Source organism: Trueperella pecoris (assembly GCF_014926385.1).
In the GTDB taxonomy this organism is placed as follows: Bacteria; Actinomycetota; Actinomycetes; order Actinomycetales; family Actinomycetaceae; genus Trueperella; species Trueperella pecoris.
In genome coordinates, this window is the sequence record NZ_CP053291.1 from 185,157 (window position 1) to 205,671 (window position 20,515).

The window sequence follows — 20,515 nt, forward strand, 5'->3', positions numbered from 1 at the left end:
AAGATGCTTAGCGCTGTATTAATCTGCTGGGGAGATTCAGGGGGTCGATGCATCATTTTTTAACAACTCGGCCAGTGTCTCACGTGGGGTCATTCCGTTCAAGACAACTCGGGCTCGGTCGTTGAGTTCGTCTTGGACGAAAGCGACTTCCTCGTCGGTGATGTCAGCGAAGTTAGTTCCCTTGGGGAAGTATTCACGAATATCACGATTCAGGCGTTCATTCGACGGACGCTGCCACGGGCTATGCGGGTCAGCGAAGTAGACCTTGATATTGGTATCGACCTTGAACTGGGCTACCTGCGCCATCTCACTACCTTGATCCCAGGTGATCGAGGAGAAGGCCTTACTGGGCAAGGTCTGAACCATCTGGGTCAGTTTCTCAATCACGGTCGGTGAATCATGGCTCACCCCAAGACGAGCGATCAGCAAAAACCGTGAAGAGCGCTCGACTAGGGTGATCAGCGCTGTGTGCTTGCCCTTACCACCACCGATAATTAAATCTCCTTCCCAGTGACCTGGCGTCAGGCGCCCATCGACCTCGTGGGGGCGCAAATCGATTGAAGCGCCCTCGACCCACGTCTTACGCCCGCGCCCGGGAGTGCCAGCAAGAGCAGAACGAGCAATACGCCGTTGACGACCCGAACGCAGTCCTTTCTCCCGTTTAAGCTCTTGCCGTAATGCCCCACCCCCGTGAACATACAAAGCCTGATAAATCGTTTCATGAGACACACGCATCTGCCGATCATCTCCATAATCATGACGCAAACGAACACTGATTTGCTGGGGAGAATAACGCTTATTTAACAGCTCAACCACCTTCTGACGCAGCGCCACATGGGTAGTAAGCTTGCCCGGCTTAGGACGAGAACGACGCTGATGAGCGCACTGATGAGCCCAGCGAGCATCATAAGAACCATCAGGAAAAGCACCACGATTAATCTCACGCGTCACCGATGACGGACTACGCCCCAAACTTAAAGCGATCTGCCGAGCCGACTTACCATCAGCTAACCCCAACCCGATCGCCACGCGCTCTTCAAGCGTCATACGCCGGCCTCGACCAACCCTGCCATTACCAACCCGGTCAACACTGGCCACGACCGTGGCCCCACCAACACGGCCCCGTTGCAAAACTTCAACCATAGGCCCCAACATAGCCTGTTTCCCACGAACCCAGTTCGGACTATGACCAACCCGTTTCGCGATCTCGGCAACCGGCAAGCCCTCAGCCGTCAACTGCCACACCCGTACCCTAGCAGCCGCACGAGCCTGCGCCGGCCCACCCTGCCCACGGACCAACACTAAACCCGCCCCACGAGCCCAGACCTGAACCGAGTGACAATTAACCTTCAACTCACGAGCAACACTTGCACACGAACGTCCAGAAGCAACCAAGGCCACCGCATGATCACGAAACGACTGCGAATAAGGCCGAATCGGCGATCTACCAACCATTCAACACACTCCAAAAAGTAGTGCATTGACCCCTGGAACCTACCCTGCAGGTTAATACAGCGCGGAACAGGTTAACGCAGCGCGGGCACGGGGATAGCGCTGAGGTGGACCCGGGCGCTGGAGACAGGCTTGGGAGGCAGGCTGTCTGAAGTGAAATGCTCCCCGGAAGAAGGAAAACCAGTCCAACTTCCGGGGAGCACTTCAGGAGAGTCTACCCCTACGCTCAGCGCCGGTCAGCGCTCCACGATAATGACGCGGAGGTTGCGCGGGCCGTGCACGCCGTCCACGCGCACGAGCTCGATGTCCGATGTGGCCGACGGGCCGGCGATCCAGGTGGTCGGGCGGCCGGGGTGCTCGCCGAGCACAGCGACGGCCTCGGGCAGGGTCGCCTTGATGGCGTCGGCCTCGAGGACAACCACGTGGGTGTCGGGAACGAGCGAGATCGCGCGGCGTCCCTGGTCGGGCTCGCCGTCGAGCATGATCGTGCCGGAGTTCGCCACGGCGACGCGTGAAGCGGTGACGACGGCGTCGGTGTGATCCAACTCGGTCTTCGAAAGCGCAGGCTCATCGACGCGGACCTCGCGGCCCTCGCGACCAGCGGCTTCAACCCACGTCTTGTCCAAGCCCGCGGGGACGACAACGGAGCGTGCGTCCTCAAGGAACTCGGAGATGGCGTTGGCGATGCCATCAGGGCCGACGCGCTTGACGACGGCGGTGTAGTCGATCAGGCCCTGCTCCATCTCCGCGATCACATCGGCGCGCGAGGCATCGGTGCCGAAGCGGTATTCACGCGGAATGTCGGGCGTGGCGATGGGGCCAGCGCTACGGATGCGGTTAAAGATCTCGTCCTTGGCGCTCATCGAGCTCCTCCTTCGTCACAGCAGCCGCCGTTATTGCCACAGCAGCCTTCCTCGTTTTCTTTCCACCAGTCGCGGAAGGATTGTGCCGGCGGTGCCGGAACGTCGCGGGCGCGGGTCCAGTCCTTCGCGACGGGGAAGGGCAGGTAGCCGATCTTGCGATCACGGCCCGCGATGATGCGGCCGGCCTTGACGGCCTTGCCGGCGACGCTCATGCCCTTGCCGGAGCCCATGATCTTGGTCGATGCCTTCATGGCGATATCCCAGCGATCGGGGATGCCGCCACGGTTAGCCTCGGTGTACTTGTGGCGCAGGTGCACAAGAATGTCCGGGATATTGATCTTCACCGGGCAGACGTCGTAGCAGGCGCCGCAGAGCGTGGAGGCGAAGGGCAAGGTGGAGGCCGTGTCCTTCTTGTCGGTGGCGCCGAGCAGCTGCGGGGTCAGGATGGCGCCGATGGGGCCAGGGTAGACCGAGTTGTAGGCGTGTCCGCCGGTCACGCGGTAGACCGGGCAGATGTTCATGCAGGCCGCGCAGCGGATGCACTTGAGGGCCTCGCGTCCAACCGGGTCCTTGAGCACGTTGGTGCGGCCGTTGTCCATGAGGATGATGTGGAACTCCTGCGGGCCGTCACCCTCGGTGACGCCGGTCCAGAAGGACGTGTAGGGGTTCATGCGCTCGCCGGTGGCCGAACGAGGCAGTAGCTGGGAGAACACCTCGACATCTTGGAAGGTCGGCACGAGCTTCTCGATGCCCATCACGGTGATAAGCGTTTCGGGCAGGGTCAGGCACATGCGGCCGTTGCCTTCGGATTCGTAAATGGCTACGGTTCCGGTTTCGGCGACGCCGATGTTGGCGCCCGAGATGGCGACCTTGGCGGAGAGGAACTTCTTGCGCAGGTGGGCGCGGGCGGCCATGGCCAGGACGCGTGGCTCGTGGGTGAGCTCGGGGGCGTCCTCCATGCGTGCCTCGAAGATTGCCTTGACTTCGGCGCGGTTGCGGTGGATGGCCGGAACCACGATGTGGGAGGGCATGTCTTCGCTGAGCTGGACGATCATCTCGGCAAGATCGGTCTCCCATGCCTGGATGCCACGCTCTCCGAGGTACTCGTTGAGGTTGATTTCCTGGGTGGCCATCGACTTGACCTTGACCACCTCGTCGACGCCCTTGGCCTTGACCAGTTCGTAGACGATCTCGTTGGCTTCTTTGGCGTCACGTGCCCAGTGGACGATTCCGCCATTGGCCTTGACGTTCTCCTCGAACTGCTCGAGCAGGTCGGTCCAGTTGGCGGCCACGGTGCGCTTGATGTTCGACGCCGACTCGCGCAGTGCCTCCCAGTCGGGCATTTCCTCCACGCGCGTGTTGCGCTTGGTGCGGATCTTGCCGGTCGCGTAGCCCAGGTTACGGCGCATCTGGGTGTTGCGCAGGGTCTCTTCGGAGCCCTGCTTGAAGGTCTTGCCCCAGCGGAGCGGGTCAGCGGGAGCAGGATGGCCTGGAACCCAGCCCAGCTCTTGCTCTTCGCGGTCCTTTTCAGCCCAATCGCTGGGGTTGAGGCCCAGCTTTGAACCCAGTTCGGAAATTCCCTTGAGCATTAGGCACCTACCTTTGTGGTCGTTGCGGGGGCAATCCACGGATCGTTTTGGCTACCGGCGAGCACCTCGGCGAGGTGCATGGCACGGATTCCGGAACGGGTGCGGGCGAGGCCGCCTGCAATATTCATGAGGCACGAGTAGTCGCCTGCGACGACGATCTCGGCACCCGTGGACTTAATGTTGGACATCTTGTCTGCGAGCATGGCGGAGGAGACGTCGGGGTTCTTTACGGAGAACGTGCCGCCGAAACCGCAGCAGACGTTGGCGTCGGGAAGCGGGACGTAGTCGATGCCTTCGACAGCTTGGAGGAGCTGGAGGGGCTTGTCGCCGACCTTGGTGACACGCAACGAGTGACACGTCGTGTGGTAGGTGACGCGGTGGGGGAAGTAGGCGCCGACGTCGGTTAGCCCGAGGACGTCTACGAGTAATTCGGGCAGGTCGTAGGTCATGGCGGCGAGCTTTTCAGCCTTCTCGGCGAGGTCGGTGTGTCCAAGCTCGCGGGCCACCATGCCCTGCTGCGTGCGGATTGAGCCTGTGCATGAACCGGAAGGAGCGACGATCGCGTCCCACTCGCCGTCGAGTGCGGGTGCGAAAGTGCGTACGTGGTTCTCGATCAGCGGGAGAGCCTCAGGGTAGTAACCGGTGTTGACATGCATCTGTCCACAGCAGCCCTGGCCTTCGGGGAAGAAGACCTCGTGGCCGAGGCGGCGCAGAAGATGCACCGTGGCCTGCGCGGCCTGCGGGAACATGGCATCGTTCAAGCAGGTCGAGAAGAGCGCGATTCTCATGGGGTGCCTTTCTGTTATGCGATGAGGAATCCGAGGATTCCATTGGATGCAAGGACCGTGATGAGGCCCAGCAGAATGATGAGACCGATGGAATACGGAGCGGCCTTACGCAGGATCTCCGACTCGGAGCCCTCGGACTTGACAGCGCCGGCGGCGATGGCAAGGTTCTGGGGGCTGACGATCTTTCCGATACCGCCACCGATCTCGTTGACACCGAGGAGGAGGCGGCTGGGCAGGTCGGCCGTCTGGGCGGCGGTTGCCTGCAGGTTGCCGAAGAGGGCGCCGGCAGAGGTTGCTGAGCCGGTGACGGCGGTTCCGATCCAGCCCAGGAGTGGGGAGAGGAAGGCGAAGGCGGCGCCGGTACCGGCGAGCCACGCTCCGATTGCCACGGTCTGGCCGGAGAAGTTCATGACGTAGGCCAGAGCCATAACCAAGCAGATGGTCAGGATGGCGATGCGGAGGTTGTAGATGGTGGTGCCGAGCGTGCGAATTCCCTGTGCGAAGGGCAGCTCGAAGCGCCCTGCAGAGGAGTTGCGGGCGTAAACGATGGCGACCACGACGCCGGTGAGGAACAGCATCGTTCCCGGCGAGGATAGCCACGGAACGCTAAAGACGGCGGAGGGGTTCTGCTGGCCGTTGATGCCAAGGACATCGCCTAAGCCGGGCCAGACGAACTTGATGTCGGTGGAGGCGAGCAGTGCGGGCACGTTAACGCCGAGCTTCCAGAGCTTTGCCACGCCAAAGACGATGACGACGAGCCAGTAGGGCAGGAGTCCGAGTGCAACGCGGCTGGTGGAGAGCGTCTCGGTGGCCGCGGGGGAACGGAACTCAGACGGCGTCGTGGGGGTCCAGAACCGAAGTAGCGCGGCGAGGGCTACGAAGGAGAGCAGGGAGCCGACGACGGCGGTGAGCTCGTAGGACAGAACGTTGGAGGTCAGGCCGATGCCCAGTGCCATGCCGAACCATGCGACGACGCCGGCGAGCCAGCCGTCCTTGACCCCGCGCCAGCCGTCCATGATGAACAGCATGAGGAAGGGAACGATGATGAGCATGAGCGGGGTGATGCGGCCCATGGTGGCGCCCACGAGGGCCGGGTCTTCGCCACCGAGCTTGGCGACCGTGGTGACTGGGATGGCCATGGCGCCGAAGCCGACGTTGAGGGCGTTGCCGACCATGACGGCGATGGCGGCGCGGATCGGCGGCAAGCCGAGGGCCCACATCATCGTGCAGGCGATCGCCACGGGCGCGCCGAAGCCGGCCAGTCCTTCGAGGAGGCCGCAGAAGGCGTAGCCGATCAGCAAGCCCTGGATGCGCATGTCGCCCTTGCCGACGGCTGAAAAAACTGCCTGAACGTCAGCGGCCCGGCCGGAGCGATCGGTGAGGTTGTAAAGCCACACGGCCATGACCACGATGTAAATAATCGGGATGAGGCCAAAGGCGGCACCTTCAATAGCGGACATTCCGGCGGTGGCAACGGGCATGTCAAAGCCGACGGTGGCGACGATAAGGGCGACGACGAGCGCACCCAGTGCACACCAGTGTGTGGGGAGGGAGAAAACGCCCAGGGCAACGAAGAAGAATACGAGCGGAAGCAAACTGACTAGGGCGGTGCCTATGGCCGAGCCTGCGATAGCTGTGGTAGATGGTTGGAAAGAATGTGCGAGAGCTAGAATCATTTAGACGTCCTTGTGCTTTGGTCCTATATCCGATCTTAAGGGCAGAGCTAACACCTGGAAAGCTAATTGTCAGACGAATTAGTCTTTTTTCGTCAGGGTTTTGTTGCGCAAATGGAAAATTCGAAGAATAGTGGAAAGTGTGAGGCGAATTATGTGCAACTATCTACCCTCGAATGACCGCGATCGGAGTGTGGGCGTCATACGATTTAGGTATGACTAAGCAGGATCGCCAAGACAACAGAAAATTTTCTCTTCAGCCGGTGAGTGCCGGGCGCGAATCTATCGCACGTGTCTTCACCATGCTTCTTCAAGTCGTTGCGGTATGGAATATCATCAGCATTCCTATTGCGAGGTATTGGCCTCGCCTGGAGAACGTTATTAGCGAGACCCTGTGGCTCACGAACATTCCTTCGGGCCCGTCCCTGGTATGGGGTTTAATCATCGGCTTGCTCGCCTCGAGCTTCATGCGTCGTCAGCGTGCGGCGTTGTGGGTATTTATCGTCGTATTCCAGGTGACGACCATCCTCGCCTTCGATTTCCTGCCAGCATGGAATGAGGTTGAGCCTAGCTGGGAAGCACGTATCTTGTATATCCTTTCCGGCGGCAGCTTCGTCTTTGCGGTTCTTTCTATTTTGCTTCTACTTTGGGCCATGCCCGCTTTTCCTGCTCGCCCCGCGCGCGGAGCCTGGCTACGGGCCCTTGCTGTCGGCATGACCGGAGCTGTTATTGGTTTTGTTATTGCCTACATGAGCGGGACGCTCCTTAACCATGTTCCCTATGGTGTGGCGGCCAAATGGGCGCTTGCCGCTCTTGGTGCGGCGGATCCAACGGAGTCTCCCTACAATCTTCCATATCCAGCCAACTGGTTCGTCTTTGCCCTCGTCCAAATTATTGTGGCTCTGGGATTGTTAGGAGCGATTGCGACTTTCTTCAGGGCGGATCCGCGCAGGGTCGCCCGCCACATTGATAATGAACTTATTGCCCGCAAGATCCTCCTCAGCGAGGCAGATTCTGATTCGTTGTCATACTTTGCTACCCGCGATGATCGTTACCTCACCACAAGTCCGAACGCTAAGGCAGCCATCTCGTGGAAGGTGACGAATGGTGTGGCGCTCGCGGCGGGAGATCCGTTGGGAGATAGGCAGGCGTGGCCGGAGGCGATCGCGGCATGGCAGAATCTTGCGCGGAAATATGGTTGGGTACCAGGTGTCATTTCGGCGTCAGAAGAGGGCGCCCGGGCATACGTGGACGCCGGTTTGCACGCCATCACGATGGGCGACGAGGCAGTCATTTACCCCGCAGATTTTAGCCTGTCGAAGAATAAAGCAGTTCGCCGTGCTATCGCAGGCCCGCGTAACGCTGGATACACCGTGCGTATTCGTCGCCAGGAGGAGATGGATACGGATGATTTGGCACATTTGGCTCAGTGTGCCGAGCGTTGGCGCGTGGGCAACGAGCGAGGTTTTTCTATGGCGTTGGGTCGCTTGGGCGATGCGCGTGACCCGCGCATCATGGTGGTCACCGCGCACGACGCCGCAGGCGAGGTTCGCTCCCTGTTGACCTTTGTACCGTGGGGAAGGCGTGGGTTGTCATTGGACCTCATGCGACGTTCGCCCGATGCGCCATCTGGTGTTAACGAGCTGATGATGAGCGAACTCATGCTCAACGCACCAAATTTTGCGGTAGATCGTATTTCATTGAACTTTGCCATGTTCCGTTCGAGCTTTGCCGCTTCCGAGCAGGTTGGTGCCACCCCGCTTCAGCGGCTGAACTACCGCGTGTTAATGTTCGCCTCCCGCTGGTGGCAGTTGCATTCACTGTACGAGTCGAATTCGAAGTACAACCCGGTGTGGAAGCGTCGCCTACTGTGTTACTCCGCGACCCAGCAACTGACCCGCACGTTGATTGCTTGTGGGCGCGCGGAGGGTTTCCTCCCCGAGGTGCCGAGCGCGTTCCGCCGCCCGGTTCCGGCAGAAAAAACGCCGAGCTACATTAGCGAGGTCGTGGATCGGATGGCGCCGATCTATGACAGGTTGCTCAACCCAGCTCCCGTGGCCCCCAAGCGCAACGAACAGCAGCGTGTACGCATCGCCAAGCTCAAGACCCTCGAGGCGGCGGGCATGGACCCGTACCCGGCAGCGGTGCCACGCACGGCATCGTTGGGCGAGCTGCGCCCCGGAGCCGAGGCCTCGGTTGTGGGACGAATCCAGCGCATCCGTGACCACGGCGGCGTGATCTTCGCTGATCTTCGGGAAGCAACCACACAGGTCCAGATCTGCCTCGAGCGCTCCGGCGCCGCTGACATGGCGCTGTGGCGCGCGGGCGTGGACCGGGGCGACGTCGTGTCGGTGACGGGCCGCCTGGGCGCCTCCCGCAGTGGTGAACCCACCTTCATGGTGGAGGCGTGGGCCATGGCCTCGAAGTCGCTGGTGGCCCCTCCCGACAAGTTCCTCGGCGTGGCAGACTCTGAGGCGCGCCTGCGCCTGCGCCACATGTACCTCGCCACTGACGACCAAGCTTGGAATCGCCTCTTTGTGCGCTCGGCCACGGTCAAAGCCGTGCGCGATTTCCTCGCGAATCGCTCCTACATCGAAGTGGAGACCCCGATCTTGCAGCGGGTCCACGGCGGCGCGAACGCCCGCCCGTTCGCCACGCATATCAACGCCTATGACATGCGCCTCACGATGCGCATTGCCCCGGAGCTCTTCCTGAAGCGGCTGTGCGTGGCGGGCGTCGATCGCGTCTTCGAACTCGGCCGCAACTTCCGCAACGAGGGTGCGGATGCCACCCACAACCCGGAGTTCACCTCGCTTGAAGCCTACGAAGCGTTCGGCGATTACACCACCATGCGTGAGCTCACCCGCGAGCTGATCATCTCCGCGGCCACCGCCGTGCACGGTTCGCCGCGTGTTCCTCGCCCCGACGGCGGCTGGCTCGACATCTCAGGTCCGTGGCGTGCGCTCACGGTGCACGACGCTGTCTCTGAGGCTACCGGGGTCTCCATCACGACCGAGACCACGACGGACGAACTGCATGCGCTATGTCAGAAGCACGGCATCGAGATCTCGCGGCGCGCCACGCACGGCGCGATGGTGACCGAGTTGTATGACGAGCTTGTGGAGTCCCAGACCGTGGAGCCAACGTTCTACATGGACTTCCCGATTGAGACCTCGCCGCTGACGGCGCCGCACCGTACGAACCCCGCGCTGGCTGAGCGTTGGGACCTGGTGGCGTTTGGCATGGAGCTCGGTACGGCCTACACGGAGCTGACGGACCCGATCGATCAGCGCGACCGGCTCACCCGCCAGTCCCTGTTGGCAGCGGCCGGGGATGCCGAGGCGATGGAGATCGATGAGGAGTTCTTGGGAGCGCTGGAGTTTGGCATGCGGCCAACCGGCGGTTTGGGAATCGGTATCGATCGCCTGGCGATGTTCCTCGTCAACGGTACGATCCGCGACACGCTCGCGTTCCCCTTCGCTAAGCCTGCCGGAAAGTAGTGATGAGCTCGGCTACCTCGGCCGGGTGGGCAACCGGGAAGAGGTGGTTCCACCCGGCCAACTCGATCGGCTGCCGGCCGATCCATGCTGCCAGGTCGTGCTGCTCGCGCAGGAACTCGCCCGAGAGTAGCGCAGCCCTCGGACGTGCGATGACGTGAAGGGTAAGTGGAAGGCGGCGTGCCGCGTCCGGGGCGGCGAGGAGCGTCGCCACACGCTGTTGGAGCGCGGGTAACGCGCGAAGCTGGTCGAGGATCGCCCCCAGGCCGGGCGCGGTGCCAAATCGTTGCCGTCTCTCGGCGCAAGAGAGCCGGTCCGCGCCGGCGAGTGCGCGCATCGCCAGGTAGCGGCCCGCGGGGCCGAATGGTGCGAGCGTTGCAGTCGCCAGGTTGGTGGTGGCGTTGCGTGACACGCTCCGTGGCGTCTTCCCACGGCCGGCGCGATCTCCCCCTACGGATGCGCCGCCTCCCTCATGCGGGGAGGTCGGGTCGAGGAGCGTGAGGCTCGCGACGGCGTCGTCAACAAGCGCCCACTCGAGCGCGGCGAGGCCGCCGAGGGAATGCCCCACAAGGTCGAGCGGCTCGGTGGCATCAGCGCCGAGCCCGGCGCGTAGACGGCGGGCGCCTGAGGTGAGCGGTAGGGCCCAGGCGTCGAGAGTCTTGACGCGCCCGGGAAGAAGGTTGGCCAGCGGGGCGAAGTCAGTCGGTGTCAGCGCCAGGCCTGGCAGAATGACCCACATGTCTTTCCCCCTTCCTCCATAGATCCCACGCCAGGACGAACATGAGTAACACCGACGCGGCTACCTGCACGCGTTGCGGTACGCCAACCGGCAGGCCCGTGCCGATTGCGAGAAGCTGAGCTACCATGGCGACGACGACGATGGTGGACAACGCCTGGTGGAGCCGCGCTCCAAAGAACGCCCCGACGGCGACGACGACGAGGCCAGTGCCCGCCAGGGATGAGGTGACGGCGTGGGCCTGGTGGGAAAAGGATGTGCACATCGCCAGCCGCTCGAGGCAACCTGGCTCAGACTCGGCGCAATCCATGGGGAAGGTGGCGTCGAGCGTGGTGGCCAGCCCGGCAAGCATGAGCCCGACGGCGATCAAGCGGCCGGGCACGATCCGGAGCGGGCCCACGTGAACGGAATGCCACCGGCCCGCGGGCGGCTCGGTAGTCAATCCGCCGGCGGGCGGGGCATCGACAGCGAGCCTGCCGGTCTCTCGGCGATGATCCATCCACAAGGCAAAACCGGCGGCCGCGAAGAGCACGCCGGCGACGGCGTCCATGGTGCGAACGAGCGGAGCGGAGGCTTGGTCGATGGCGGACAGCTCGGACAGGTAGGAGCGCGTCGGCGAGAGAGGGTATCCGAGGAAAATCTCGGTGACGACGCTCGCGTATACGAGCGCCCCCACGGCCAGCGTGATGGCTACTAGCTTCTTGTTCACACCGAGATACTACGCCTCTGGCGCGGTGGCTTGATAGCGCAAGCGATCTGACCGTTGAGCCGAACGATGAGGGCGGCGCCGGTGAGCACCATCGCGATGGCGCCGAGCCAGGGCTGGACGGGGGCGAACCAGGTCAGCGCGCCGGAGTAGCCCAGCGCGAGGAGGGCGAGCTTGTTGCACACCGGACAACCCACCGCGAACCACGCGAGCATGCCGCCGATCATGCCGACGGTGGTCGTCTGACTGTCGGATTTCGCATCCATGGCCGAGGTGCCCTTGACGTAGGTCGCCATCAACAGCCCCATGAGGAAGGAGGTTAGTACCCATACCGGGTAGTTCCACCACACGGGCGCGATGTCACGGCCGAAAATGGGGTTGGGGATGAGCACGGTTGCCACACCGATGAGGAAGAACGAGCCCAGGGCGGCGAGAACCGCGACGGCCCACTGCCTGCGTCCCCAGGCTCGCAGGGCGCAGAAGGCTCGATGCAGATCAAAACTCATGTGCCCAACAATACCCGGTGGGGTATCCGGATGGCTAGCCCACCTTCGTCAAGCGCCCGGCGCTCGCGGCTCCCAGCTCCCGCCCGCGGCGACCTACGCGTCAACCATCTTGAGGACCTCGTTGATTCCCTCGGAGCTGGAGGGGTGGGTGTAGATGGCGTCGCGAAGCTCGGTGTAGGGAATCTTGTGCTTCATCGCCATCGACACGAGGTTGATGACCTCCTGCGAGTCGACGTGGAAGAGTGTGGCACCGAGGATCTGCCCGCTCGTCTTATCCACTACGAACTGCATGAATCCGCGTGGATCTCCCACGGCTTTGGGGCGAGGCATGGCGGCGATGTCGGCAACGTCCTTAGTGGCAACGGCGACGTCCCAGCCTTCCTTGTCGGCACGGGCACGAGCCTCGGCCGCCGTCAGGCCCACGCGAGAGAGCGGGGGAGTGATGAACGTCGTCGAGGGTATGGGGCCACGGTTGGCAAGTGAGCGCCCGCTCTCGCCCTTGTCACGCAGGATCTGGTCGGCCACGATGCGGTGATCGTCGAAGGAAATGTAGGTGTGTTGCGGGCCGCCGTTCACGTCGCCCACGGCCCACACCCCCTCCGCGCTCGTGCGGAGGAAGTCGTCCACGCGAATTGCCCCGTCTTCCACCTCAACTCCGGCGGCGTCCAGGCCGAGCCCGTCAATGTTGGGCGAGCGTCCAGTGGCGATGAGGAGTGCGTCGGCCACGCGGGCGCTGCCCCCGGCGTGAATCGTAAGCGCAGCCGCCTGATCGTGCGGCAGGTCCACGCGTTCGATCTCGGTGTCGTGGAGGAACGTGACGCCGCTGTCGGCGAGAACGGTGGCGACGGCGTCTCGCGTCTTTTCGTCTTCTGCCGCAAGGATGGTACTCCTGCGGTTGTAGACCGTCACCTCGGAGCCGAAGTGGGCATACATGTTTGCCAGTTCGAGCGCGATGTAGCCGGCGCCGAGGATGGCAAGGCGCGGGGGCAGCGAGGGAGTTGCGATGAGGTCGGTGGAGGTAAGGATGCGTGGATCGGGTTTCACGCCCGTGATCGCGGGAATCGTGGGCGTCGATCCGGTTCCGATGATGACCTGGTCGGCCGTCATGTCGAAAGACTCCTCGCCGGCGCTCAGGCGCACGTGGCGCTCGCCAACAAACTCGGCGTGAGCGACGATAACCATCGCGCCCGGCTTCTCGACCATGGCAAGGTTCGCGGCGTTCATCTTGGCGCGTAGCCCGTTCTTGCGTTCGACGGCCGCGGGGTAGGCGGTGCCCACTTCGGCGTCGTGGAGAAGGGTCTTGGTGGGCACGCAGCCGATGTTGATGCAGGTGCCACCAAACATCGCAGCATCTTGTTCGACAAGGGCGACGCGTTTTCCTGCGCTAGCCATCAAGCCGGCGAGGGTCTTGCCTGCTTTGCCGAAGCCGATGATGAGCACGTCGACGTGACTGGTGGTCGCGGGTGAGATGGGCATATGAACTCCTTACGTTGAGATGTTCATATTTTCGACCCGCATCTGCCCGCTGTCACGCAGATTTTCTCTCAGCCAACTCCGCTCGTCATCGGACGTTTTCCGCGGCGCGGTCGGCGGCGTCAGACCCGCGAGAACTCCGTGGTCAGGTGCAGATTCATGTCCACCCCGACGGCGGCCATGCTCATCGTCGAGGCGAGACGATCGCCGCTGAGCCTGTACGTTCGCTCGGTTGCCTCGACGCGTTTGGCCGTCGCTGTGTTGAGCACCTTGCCGGACATAGTCAGCACGAGCGCGCCGTCCTCTTCCCGGAGTGTGCCTTCGAGTAGCTCGGTCTGGCCGGTCGGCAGGGCGAGGGTCATTTCCACCACGCCGTTGCCGGGGCTGCGAAGGTAGCCGGTCTCTGTGTGGAGCGGCAAGCCCGCGGCGTTCCAGGTTCGCTGCATGTAGTGCAGGAAGGGCTTGCCAATGTTGGTGAAGGTGATCTCCTCCGTGTATTGGAAGGGAGTGATGGTGGGATAGGTGCCACGGCCCTCGCCCTTCCACGTGCCGACGATCCCCGCCAGGGGCTGAAGATTTGCGCTCAGTTCCATGGCGTCGAGTCTAGGCGCTTATCGCCTCGGTGGCGTTTGGTTTTCCACCAACGACGCCGTCGCCCCGCCTTCCGTTTCCGCTGTCGCCTTTCGTGTCGCTAACATTTGTGAGGCTAGTCGCCAGCGGATGGTTACGTTTGGAGGGGGCTAGTGTATGTGCATAGCCTAGACAAGGTCGGCTTCGTGGGAGGTGATGCATGTGCGCAAGGTGGCCTATGTGGTTGCGGTGTCGGTGCTTGGTGTCGCTATGACTGTCGCCATCAGTGTGGGCCCGGTTATCACGGCGCCCGGCGATGTGCTCGCTGCCCTCGGACGCCTCCTCGTCGGCGATCCCTCCCCGGCCGATGCCCTCATCACCCAGATTCGCCTGCCGCGCGTGCTTCTCGCGGGCCTCGTCGGAGGTGCCCTTGCGATATCAGGGACCGCGATGCAGGCAGTCTTCCGCAATCCGTTGGCCGAGCCGGGCATCACGGGCGTTGGCGCGGGCGCGGCCGCCGTCGCCGTCCTCGTCATCGTCTCCGGTGTGTCCCTCGCCCACCCGCTCCTCGTGCCGGTGGGGGCATTCGTCGGGGCTCTGGCGGCCACGGTAGCTGTCCATACCCTCGCCCGCCGGGGTCCGCGCGCCTCGACGAGCATTCTCTTGGTCGGAGTCGCGATCAATTCATTCCTTGGCGCCGTCATCTCCGCGGCGATCGCCAACGCTCCCGACGCCGAAAACGCCAGGTCCGCCATCTTCTGGCTCAACGGCGATCTCGGAGGCCGGACGATGTCCGACGTCGCGCTCGTCCTGGCACCCGTGCTCGTCGGTTCGCTGGGCGTTGCGTTTCACGCTCGCGAACTGAATCTGCTTGGCCTCGGCGAGGCAACAGCGCAGAGTGCCGGCATGGCCGTTGCCCGCGTTTCTCACACGGTGCTCGCCTTCGCCGCCCTGGCCACAGCAGGAGCCGTGGCCACGACCGGGGTGATCTCCTTCGTCGGGCTCGTGGTGCCTCACCTGATCCGCCTGATCAAAGGGCACAACCACACCATGCTCTTGCCAGGGGCGTTCTTGGCGGGTGCAATCTTCCTCATCGCGGCCGATACGGTAGCTCGGACGGTTTTCACGCCCGTCGTCCTTCAGACCGGCACAGTCACGGCCCTCGTTGGTGCGCCCTTCCTCCTCTTCCTCCTCACGCGAAGGAACGTGATCCGATGACGGCCGTGGCATTGCGCGAACTACGCGTGGGATACGGCAAGCGCGTTGTGCTCGCCATCGATCGGCTCGATCTTCCCACCGGGCGCATCATCGGGCTCATTGGCCCCAACGGCGCAGGGAAATCCACGCTTCTGAAAGCCGTCCTCGGCCTGATTCCCGCCGCGGGGGAAGTGCGTGTGGGCGGCGCGCGCCTAGCTGATCTCAGCCACCGGCAGCGGGCCACCCGAATGGCCTACCTCGCCCAGGAATCCCTGCGCCCGACGTCGTTCACCGGCCGAGAAGTCGTCGACATGGGCCGCTACGCAGCACTTCCTAGGTTCGCTGCGCTTACCGCCGCCGACGAGGCGCTCGTTGAGGGCGCACTCGCCACGACGGGTGCGGGCGCGTGGGCTAGCCGCCCTACCGCTGAAACTTCCGGCGGCGAACGCCAACTCACCGGCCTAGCTCGTGCGCTGGCCCAGGACGCCCAGATTCTCCTACTCGACGAGCCGGTCTCCGCCCTTGACCTCGCCCACGCCGTCTCCGTTCTCAAAGTGTTGCGGCCATGGGTGGATGCCGGCGGGGGCGGCGTGCGCGGCGGCGTGGGGTCTGGCGTGGGTCGCACTGTCGTCGTCGTTCTCCATGACTTGACGCTCGCGGCCCGCTTCTGCGACGAACTCGTGCTCCTCGAACCCCACCCCGGCGGCGCGCGCGTGGCCGGCCAGGGCCTGCCCGAACAGGTGCTGACGCCACGGCTCATCGAGCGGGTGTACGGCGCGCCGGTTGACGTGCGGCTGTCCGAGGTCACCGGAACCCCCGTCATCACCCCACTGTGACTACCCGCCGCCCCGCCGTGACTCCCTACCGCCCGCTGCGGCGAGCCAAGCGCGGAGCGCGGTGTCCTCACGGTCCGGCCCGCCACAGAGCTCCCCGATAACTCACCGATATCCCCCAGAAAAACGAAAGGCACACATGAACTGGAAGAACATTGTCAAAACCGTCCCGGCTATGGTTGCGGCGGCCCTCGCGCTCGCGGGCTGCTCCACCAGCCAGCCTGGCCCGGCGCCGACCACCCCGCACACAGTCGAGGTGACCACGCCAGCCGCCGAGGCAAGTAGCCTGGCGCCTGACGCCGAAGTCGTCGCCTTCTCGCACATCGTCGCCACGAGCCCCGAGGCCAGCGACATCGCCCTTATGCTCGCGGGCCCTGAGAAGGTTGCTGCCGTGTCGGCGTCGTCGGCGAATCCGAAGATGGGTCAGAACCCCGAGTTGGCGCGAAAGGTAGGCAAGACGCTGGAGTCCGGGGTCAAGCCGGACGCGGAACAGATCCTGTCCTTCACCCCCGACCTCGTGGTGATGACGATCCGTCACGACTCAGAATCGAGCGTGGCAGAGCAGCTGCGTGCGGCGGAGGTCGAGGTGTTGACCTACGACGGACACGAGTTCGACACCCCCGAACTGTATGCCGAGGCAGTGCAGAAGATGGGCGACAAGATCGGCACACCGAAAAAGGCCGCAGCCCTGACGGACGAGTTCATGGCCAAGATCCGCGACATCGACGCGAAGGTTACGAAGAATAAGAAGACGCCGTCCATGCTGGCGCTCATGGTGCGCGGGGGCAAGATCCTGGCGATGGGGCCAAAGAACGTGGTGCCGGGGCTCGCGATGCGCGCGGGTGCGACCAACGCTGGCGAGACAGCAGGCCTGACGCGGACTACTCCGATCGACGCCGAAATGTTGCTCCTGGCCAACCCCGAGATCCTCTTCGTGGAGGATTTCATGGGTGGCGGGCTCGGGCCATTCCAAGAATTGCTGAAGAACCCGGCGCTGGCGCAGGTGCCTGCCATCAAGAACAACCGTGTGGTGCTCCTGCCGATGAACGAGGCGTCCTCGACCGCGGGCCTGCAGATGTACAAGGGATACGCCACGATTATGGCAGAGGTCCAGCGGTAGCATCTGCCGTCGCACTTCTCCGTTAACGACGCACCTCAAACACGGGTTTAAAGTGCGTCGTTGGTGGAGAGGTGCGCCACGAGTGGAGAGGTGCGACGTGAGTGGGCGGGGCGACCAGGCCGCGCCCACAGCTACACCCGCGCCCTACACTCCGACATCGGCACGCGCGGCAGCTCGGTGAGCTCGGGCTCGCCCTGGTGGAGGGTGCGGTAGACGGACCAGGCGATCGCCATGAGTGGGATCGCGATCACCGCGCCCACAAGCCCAGCGGCGAAGCCGCCCACTGCCACCCCGATGGCCACCACCGCTGGGTGGAGCGAAACTTGGCGGCCCATGATGAGCGGCTGGAGGAGGTGTCCTTCGATTTGGCCGATGGCCGCAATTCCGAGGCCGACGATCACGAAGTGCAACAACCCGCCCGAGGCCAATGCCACGATCATGGCCACGATCATCGCGCCCGGCGCGCCCACGAGAGGAATGAAGGTGCCGATGAGGACGAGCACGCCGAGCGGTGCCGCCAACGGCACGCCCACGATGGAGAGAAAAATGAAGGCGAATATCCCGTTGGTCACCGAGATGATGACGGTTCCTCGCGCGTAACCCGAAAAGGCGACCCAGCCCGCGTAGGCACCCAGGTGGGTGCGGTAGCGGTTGCGCTCGGGGAGAAGGTTGAGGAACCACAACCACATTTTTGAGCCCTGTGCGAGCAGGAAGATCGTGACGAAAATGGATAGCGCCAGCACGGTGAGGATGATCGCGAACGTCGAGGCATTGGCAAGCACGGTTTGGGCGATCGTGCCGGCGTTGGACTGTACCCATTCAGTGCCGCGCGAGACCGCGTTGGATATTGCGTCCGAGAGTTCTTGGCGGGTCAGATGCCAGGGAAGGCCGTCGCGGGTGAAGAAGTCGAGAATGGAGTTCACGCCGTTTTCGAACTGGCTTGCCAGCGAGTTCCATTGATTGGCCACCGAATACACCACGTAGCTCACCATCGCGCCAAGGACGACGAAGCCGAACAGCATCGCGAGTGCCGTCGCTAAGGCTCTTGGCATGAAGCGGTTGAGCCAGTTGACGATCGGATAGAGCACGGCGGTGAGCACGAAGGCGAGGAATACGCCGAGGAAAACCTGCGTCACGGCACTCAGCATCCACGCCACCGTGACGATGACCAGCGCAATCCCAATCAGCAGCCACGCGCCCAGGCCAAATTTGGCCAGCCAGTGCGGAACGCCGAGCGCCGCTCCCGGGTCGCGCGGGGGAGCGACCATACCTCCCCATGTGCCGTCCGCCTTGCCGGTTGCGATCTTCGTGATTTGGTGGGTGGTGATGGGCGACGCCGTCGTGGACACGCTCGCCTGACGCACCCGTGGCGTCGGGGCTGGCGGGGTCCGAGTTCCTGCCTGGGCACCGGCCGTCGCAGGGGTCTGGGCGTGGGCTGCCCGGGCGTCGTCGTGACGTGTGTGGCGGCTCCGGAGCCGGCCAATCAACGCGGAAATAAACATGTTCCGAGCCTACCCCTCTGGCTGGCGGGACGGCGGGTGACGGCGTCGTGCGACGTGCTGAAAGCCAAATCCCGCGAGACATATCGCATAAAACCAAAAGAAAACTGGAATATATTCGTGATGTATTCAAAGAATGGTTGGTATGAAAAGTGAAGATATGGATGTGACTAGGAGCGAACCGCTCGACGCTAACTCATCAGCCACCTCGGAGCTCGCCGCGCTCTTGTCGGTTGAACAGGAAATTAACGCGGCAGATATCGCCGAAGAGCCGGTTGAGCTCGCCTCGGAGACAGCTGACGAAAAGATCAGCTGGCAGGTGGTCCTCCCAGCGATGGCTCTCATTATCGGGATCGTGGCCTGGGGCTTGGGCGCCCCGGCCCACTTTGAAGCCTCGGCCTCGACGATGTTCACCTGGGTTCTCGACAACCTCGGTTGGGCGTTCGTCCTCTTCTCCACCCTATTCGTGGTGTTCGTGTTCGTGATCGCCGGCTCGAAATTCGGCTCGATTCGCCTAGGAGCCACGAACGAGCAACCCGAATTCTCCAACACCAGCTGGATTGCCATGATGTTCGCGGCGGGCATGGGCATCGGCCTCATGTTCTACGGCGCCTTCGAGCCGCTGTCCTTCTACCGCGACGGCGTACCGCTTCACCAGCCAAATGAGGTGGGGACGGCGATGGCGTCGGCGATGTTCCACTGGACGCTACACCCGTGGGCGATGTACGCCATCGTGGGTCTGGCGATCGCCTATTCGACGTTCCGCATCGGGCGACGCCAACTGATCTCAGCCGCCTTCACCCCGCTGATCGGCGAGCGGCACGCCAATGGTGCCGTGGGTGCCGCGATCGACTCGCTGTCCGTTTTCGCGACCGTCTTCGGAACCGCCTGCTCGCTCGGCCTCGGCGCGCTGCAGATTCGCGCGGGCCTGGTGGCCGCCGGCATTGTCGATAACCCGGGGACGGGCCTGATCGTCACAATCATTGCCGTGTTGACTTTGGCATTCTTGCTGTCGGCTATGTCCGGCATCGGGCGCGGTATCCGCTACCTATCGAACGCCAACATGGTGCTCGCAGCCATTCTCGCCCTGGCCGTGTTCGTTCTCGGCCCGACGATTGCCCAGCTCAACCTCCTGCCCGGCTCGGTTGGTGCCTATCTGTCCCAGTTCTTTGAGATGGCGGGGCGCACCGCCGCCTCCGCCGACGGCACCGCAGGCGAGTGGCTGTCCAGTTGGACGATTTTCTACTGGGCGTGGTGGATTTCGTGGTCGCCCTTCGTTGGCATGTTCATTGCGCGCATCTCCCGCGGTCGCACGATTCGCGAATTCTGCATGGGAGTCATGCTTATTCCCGCTGGGCTGTCCACCGTGTGGTTCGCCATTTTTGGCGGAGCCGCGATCTGGATGGAGTCTGCCGGGCAGTCCATCTTCGGCGACGGTTCCGCTGAGGGACAGCTCTTTAACCTTCTGCATTCGCTACCGGGCGGGTTCGCCTTGGGGATCGTGGCCGTGATCCTACTGGCCACTTTCTTTATCACCTCAGCCGACTCGGCATCGACCGTCATGGCCTCGATCTCGCAGGGTGGCCGCTCGAGCGCGTCCCCGTGGCTGGCCGGCGTTTGGGGTCTGTTGACGGCGGCGATTGGCTTGACGCTTCTGGTATCTGGTGGCAACGGCGCTTTGTCCAACATTCAGTCCGTCACGATCGTGGCCGCCACGCCGTTCCTGTTTATTATTGTGGCGCTCATGTTTGCGCTGGTGAAGGACCTGCGTAACGACGTCGTCTACCTCGACCAGCGCGAGCAGGAGGCCTTCCATCGTCAGCTTGCCATCGAGCGGCGTCATCGCCGTGAGCGCGAGGAAGAGCGTCGTCTGAACCGGGCGTTGCGACACGCGGTTGGCAAGGACCGGAAGGACCGCGGACGTAAGGAAACTGTACGTCGGGAACGCTGTTAGGCTCAGTCCTGGTGATTGAGATCCTCCGCGAGACGCTTGTGGGGAAGAATGCGGGCGCT

General features: G+C 63.3%; 16 protein-coding genes. 5 read left to right on the forward strand and 11 right to left on the reverse strand.

What is annotated here, in order from left to right; genetic code table 11:
- Window positions 1-36: 36 nt before the first annotated feature.
- From HLG82_RS00895 to HLG82_RS00915, 5 genes are all read right to left on the reverse strand, one after another.
- Window positions 37-1,047 (reverse strand): IS30 family transposase, encoded by a 1,011-nt coding sequence (locus HLG82_RS00895; protein ID WP_193326020.1) that lies wholly within the window; start codon window positions 1,045-1,047, stop codon window positions 37-39.
- Between the two features lie 641 nt (window positions 1,048-1,688).
- On the reverse strand, window positions 1,689-2,315 hold the full coding sequence (locus tag HLG82_RS00900; protein WP_193326890.1) for a LutC/YkgG family protein: 627 nt from the start codon (window positions 2,313-2,315) through the stop codon (window positions 1,689-1,691).
- Window positions 2,312-3,904, reverse strand: coding sequence for a LutB/LldF family L-lactate oxidation iron-sulfur protein (locus tag HLG82_RS00905; protein ID WP_193326891.1), 1,593 nt, complete (start codon window positions 3,902-3,904; stop codon window positions 2,312-2,314). Before HLG82_RS00905 ends, HLG82_RS00900 begins: the two co-directional genes overlap by 4 nt.
- Entirely contained in the window at window positions 3,904-4,692 is a 789-nt protein-coding gene (locus HLG82_RS00910; protein WP_193326892.1) for a (Fe-S)-binding protein, read from the reverse strand. The genes HLG82_RS00905 and HLG82_RS00910 overlap by 1 nt, the downstream gene beginning before the upstream one ends.
- A 14-nt stretch (window positions 4,693-4,706) precedes the next feature.
- A complete protein-coding gene (locus HLG82_RS00915) occupies window positions 4,707-6,368 on the reverse strand; it encodes an L-lactate permease (RefSeq protein WP_193326893.1) in 1,662 nt (553 codons plus the stop codon).
- A gap of 212 nt (window positions 6,369-6,580) precedes the next feature.
- On the opposite strand from HLG82_RS00915, the gene lysX reads away from it, so the two are divergent.
- On the forward strand, window positions 6,581-9,865 hold the full coding sequence (gene lysX / locus HLG82_RS00920; RefSeq protein ID WP_193326894.1) for a bifunctional lysylphosphatidylglycerol synthetase/lysine--tRNA ligase LysX: 3,285 nt from the start codon (window positions 6,581-6,583) through the stop codon (window positions 9,863-9,865).
- Here lysX and HLG82_RS00925 read toward each other — a convergent pair.
- From HLG82_RS00925 to HLG82_RS00945, 5 genes are all read right to left on the reverse strand, one after another.
- The gene (locus HLG82_RS00925; RefSeq protein WP_193326895.1) at window positions 9,846-10,601 is read right to left on the reverse strand and encodes an esterase/lipase family protein; all 756 of its coding nucleotides are present in this window, start codon (window positions 10,599-10,601) and stop codon (window positions 9,846-9,848) included. The genes lysX and HLG82_RS00925 overlap by 20 nt on opposite strands.
- The gene (locus HLG82_RS00930) at window positions 10,561-11,307 is read right to left on the reverse strand and encodes a DUF998 domain-containing protein (RefSeq protein ID WP_193326896.1); all 747 of its coding nucleotides are present in this window, start codon (window positions 11,305-11,307) and stop codon (window positions 10,561-10,563) included. The genes HLG82_RS00925 and HLG82_RS00930 overlap by 41 nt, the downstream gene beginning before the upstream one ends.
- Window positions 11,304-11,810 (reverse strand): hypothetical protein, encoded by a 507-nt coding sequence (locus HLG82_RS00935; RefSeq protein ID WP_193326897.1) that lies wholly within the window; start codon window positions 11,808-11,810, stop codon window positions 11,304-11,306. The genes HLG82_RS00930 and HLG82_RS00935 overlap by 4 nt, the downstream gene beginning before the upstream one ends.
- A 93-nt stretch (window positions 11,811-11,903) precedes the next feature.
- Complete coding sequence (locus HLG82_RS00940; protein WP_193326898.1) at window positions 11,904-13,286, reverse strand: FAD-dependent oxidoreductase; 1,383 nt, start codon at window positions 13,284-13,286, stop codon at window positions 11,904-11,906.
- Window positions 13,287-13,405: 119 nt separating this feature from the next.
- Window positions 13,406-13,876: a heme-binding beta-barrel domain-containing protein gene (locus tag HLG82_RS00945; RefSeq protein WP_193326899.1), complete on the reverse strand. Its 471-nt coding sequence runs from the start codon at window positions 13,874-13,876 to the stop codon at window positions 13,406-13,408.
- A 199-nt stretch (window positions 13,877-14,075) separates the two neighbouring features.
- Between HLG82_RS00945 and HLG82_RS00950 the strand changes: the two genes are divergently transcribed.
- The 3 genes from HLG82_RS00950 to HLG82_RS00960 all read left to right on the forward strand — a co-directional run bounded on the left by HLG82_RS00950 (window position 14,076) and on the right by HLG82_RS00960 (window position 17,003).
- Complete coding sequence (locus HLG82_RS00950) at window positions 14,076-15,071, forward strand: FecCD family ABC transporter permease (RefSeq protein ID WP_216858949.1); 996 nt, start codon at window positions 14,076-14,078, stop codon at window positions 15,069-15,071.
- Window positions 15,068-15,886: an ABC transporter ATP-binding protein gene (locus HLG82_RS00955; RefSeq protein ID WP_193326901.1), complete on the forward strand. Its 819-nt coding sequence runs from the start codon at window positions 15,068-15,070 to the stop codon at window positions 15,884-15,886. The genes HLG82_RS00950 and HLG82_RS00955 overlap by 4 nt, the downstream gene beginning before the upstream one ends.
- Before the next feature lie 136 nt (window positions 15,887-16,022).
- Window positions 16,023-17,003, forward strand: coding sequence for an ABC transporter substrate-binding protein (locus HLG82_RS00960; RefSeq protein WP_193326902.1), 981 nt, complete (start codon window positions 16,023-16,025; stop codon window positions 17,001-17,003).
- Window positions 17,004-17,134: 131 nt separating this feature from the next.
- Here the strand turns inward: HLG82_RS00960 and HLG82_RS00965 are convergent, their stop codons facing one another.
- Window positions 17,135-18,505, reverse strand: coding sequence for an AI-2E family transporter (locus tag HLG82_RS00965; protein ID WP_246462289.1), 1,371 nt, complete (start codon window positions 18,503-18,505; stop codon window positions 17,135-17,137).
- A gap of 142 nt (window positions 18,506-18,647) precedes the next feature.
- On the opposite strand from HLG82_RS00965, the gene HLG82_RS00970 reads away from it, so the two are divergent.
- Window positions 18,648-20,456: a BCCT family transporter gene (locus tag HLG82_RS00970; RefSeq protein WP_281388936.1), complete on the forward strand. Its 1,809-nt coding sequence runs from the start codon at window positions 18,648-18,650 to the stop codon at window positions 20,454-20,456.
- The last annotated feature ends 59 nt before the right edge of the window (window positions 20,457-20,515 follow it).

Excerpts from the sequence above, each read along its gene's own strand:
- HLG82_RS00915 (WP_193326893.1), bottom strand. The coding sequence starts at position 6,368 with ATGATTCTAGCTCTCGCACATTCTTTCCAACCATCTACCACAGCTATC.
- HLG82_RS00935 (WP_193326897.1), bottom strand. The coding sequence starts at position 11,810 with ATGAGTTTTGATCTGCATCGAGCCTTCTGCGCCCTGCGAGCCTGGGGA.
- HLG82_RS00910 (WP_193326892.1), bottom strand. The coding sequence starts at position 4,692 with ATGAGAATCGCGCTCTTCTCGACCTGCTTGAACGATGCCATGTTCCCG.
- HLG82_RS00925 (WP_193326895.1), bottom strand. The coding sequence starts at position 10,601 with ATGTGGGTCATTCTGCCAGGCCTGGCGCTGACACCGACTGACTTCGCC.
- HLG82_RS00945 (WP_193326899.1), bottom strand. The coding sequence starts at position 13,876 with ATGGAACTGAGCGCAAATCTTCAGCCCCTGGCGGGGATCGTCGGCACG.
- HLG82_RS00970 (WP_281388936.1), top strand. The coding sequence starts at position 18,648 with ATGAAAAGTGAAGATATGGATGTGACTAGGAGCGAACCGCTCGACGCT.
- HLG82_RS00955 (WP_193326901.1), top strand. The coding sequence starts at position 15,068 with ATGACGGCCGTGGCATTGCGCGAACTACGCGTGGGATACGGCAAGCGC.
- lysX (WP_193326894.1), top strand. The coding sequence starts at position 6,581 with ATGACTAAGCAGGATCGCCAAGACAACAGAAAATTTTCTCTTCAGCCG.
- HLG82_RS00895 (WP_193326020.1), bottom strand. The coding sequence starts at position 1,047 with ATGACGCTTGAAGAGCGCGTGGCGATCGGGTTGGGGTTAGCTGATGGT.
- HLG82_RS00940 (WP_193326898.1), bottom strand. The coding sequence starts at position 13,286 with ATGCCCATCTCACCCGCGACCACCAGTCACGTCGACGTGCTCATCATC.
- HLG82_RS00905 (WP_193326891.1), bottom strand. The coding sequence starts at position 3,904 with ATGCTCAAGGGAATTTCCGAACTGGGTTCAAAGCTGGGCCTCAACCCC.
- HLG82_RS00900 (WP_193326890.1), bottom strand. The coding sequence starts at position 2,315 with ATGAGCGCCAAGGACGAGATCTTTAACCGCATCCGTAGCGCTGGCCCC.
- HLG82_RS00965 (WP_246462289.1), bottom strand. The coding sequence starts at position 18,505 with ATGTTTATTTCCGCGTTGATTGGCCGGCTCCGGAGCCGCCACACACGT.
- HLG82_RS00960 (WP_193326902.1), top strand. The coding sequence starts at position 16,023 with ATGAACTGGAAGAACATTGTCAAAACCGTCCCGGCTATGGTTGCGGCG.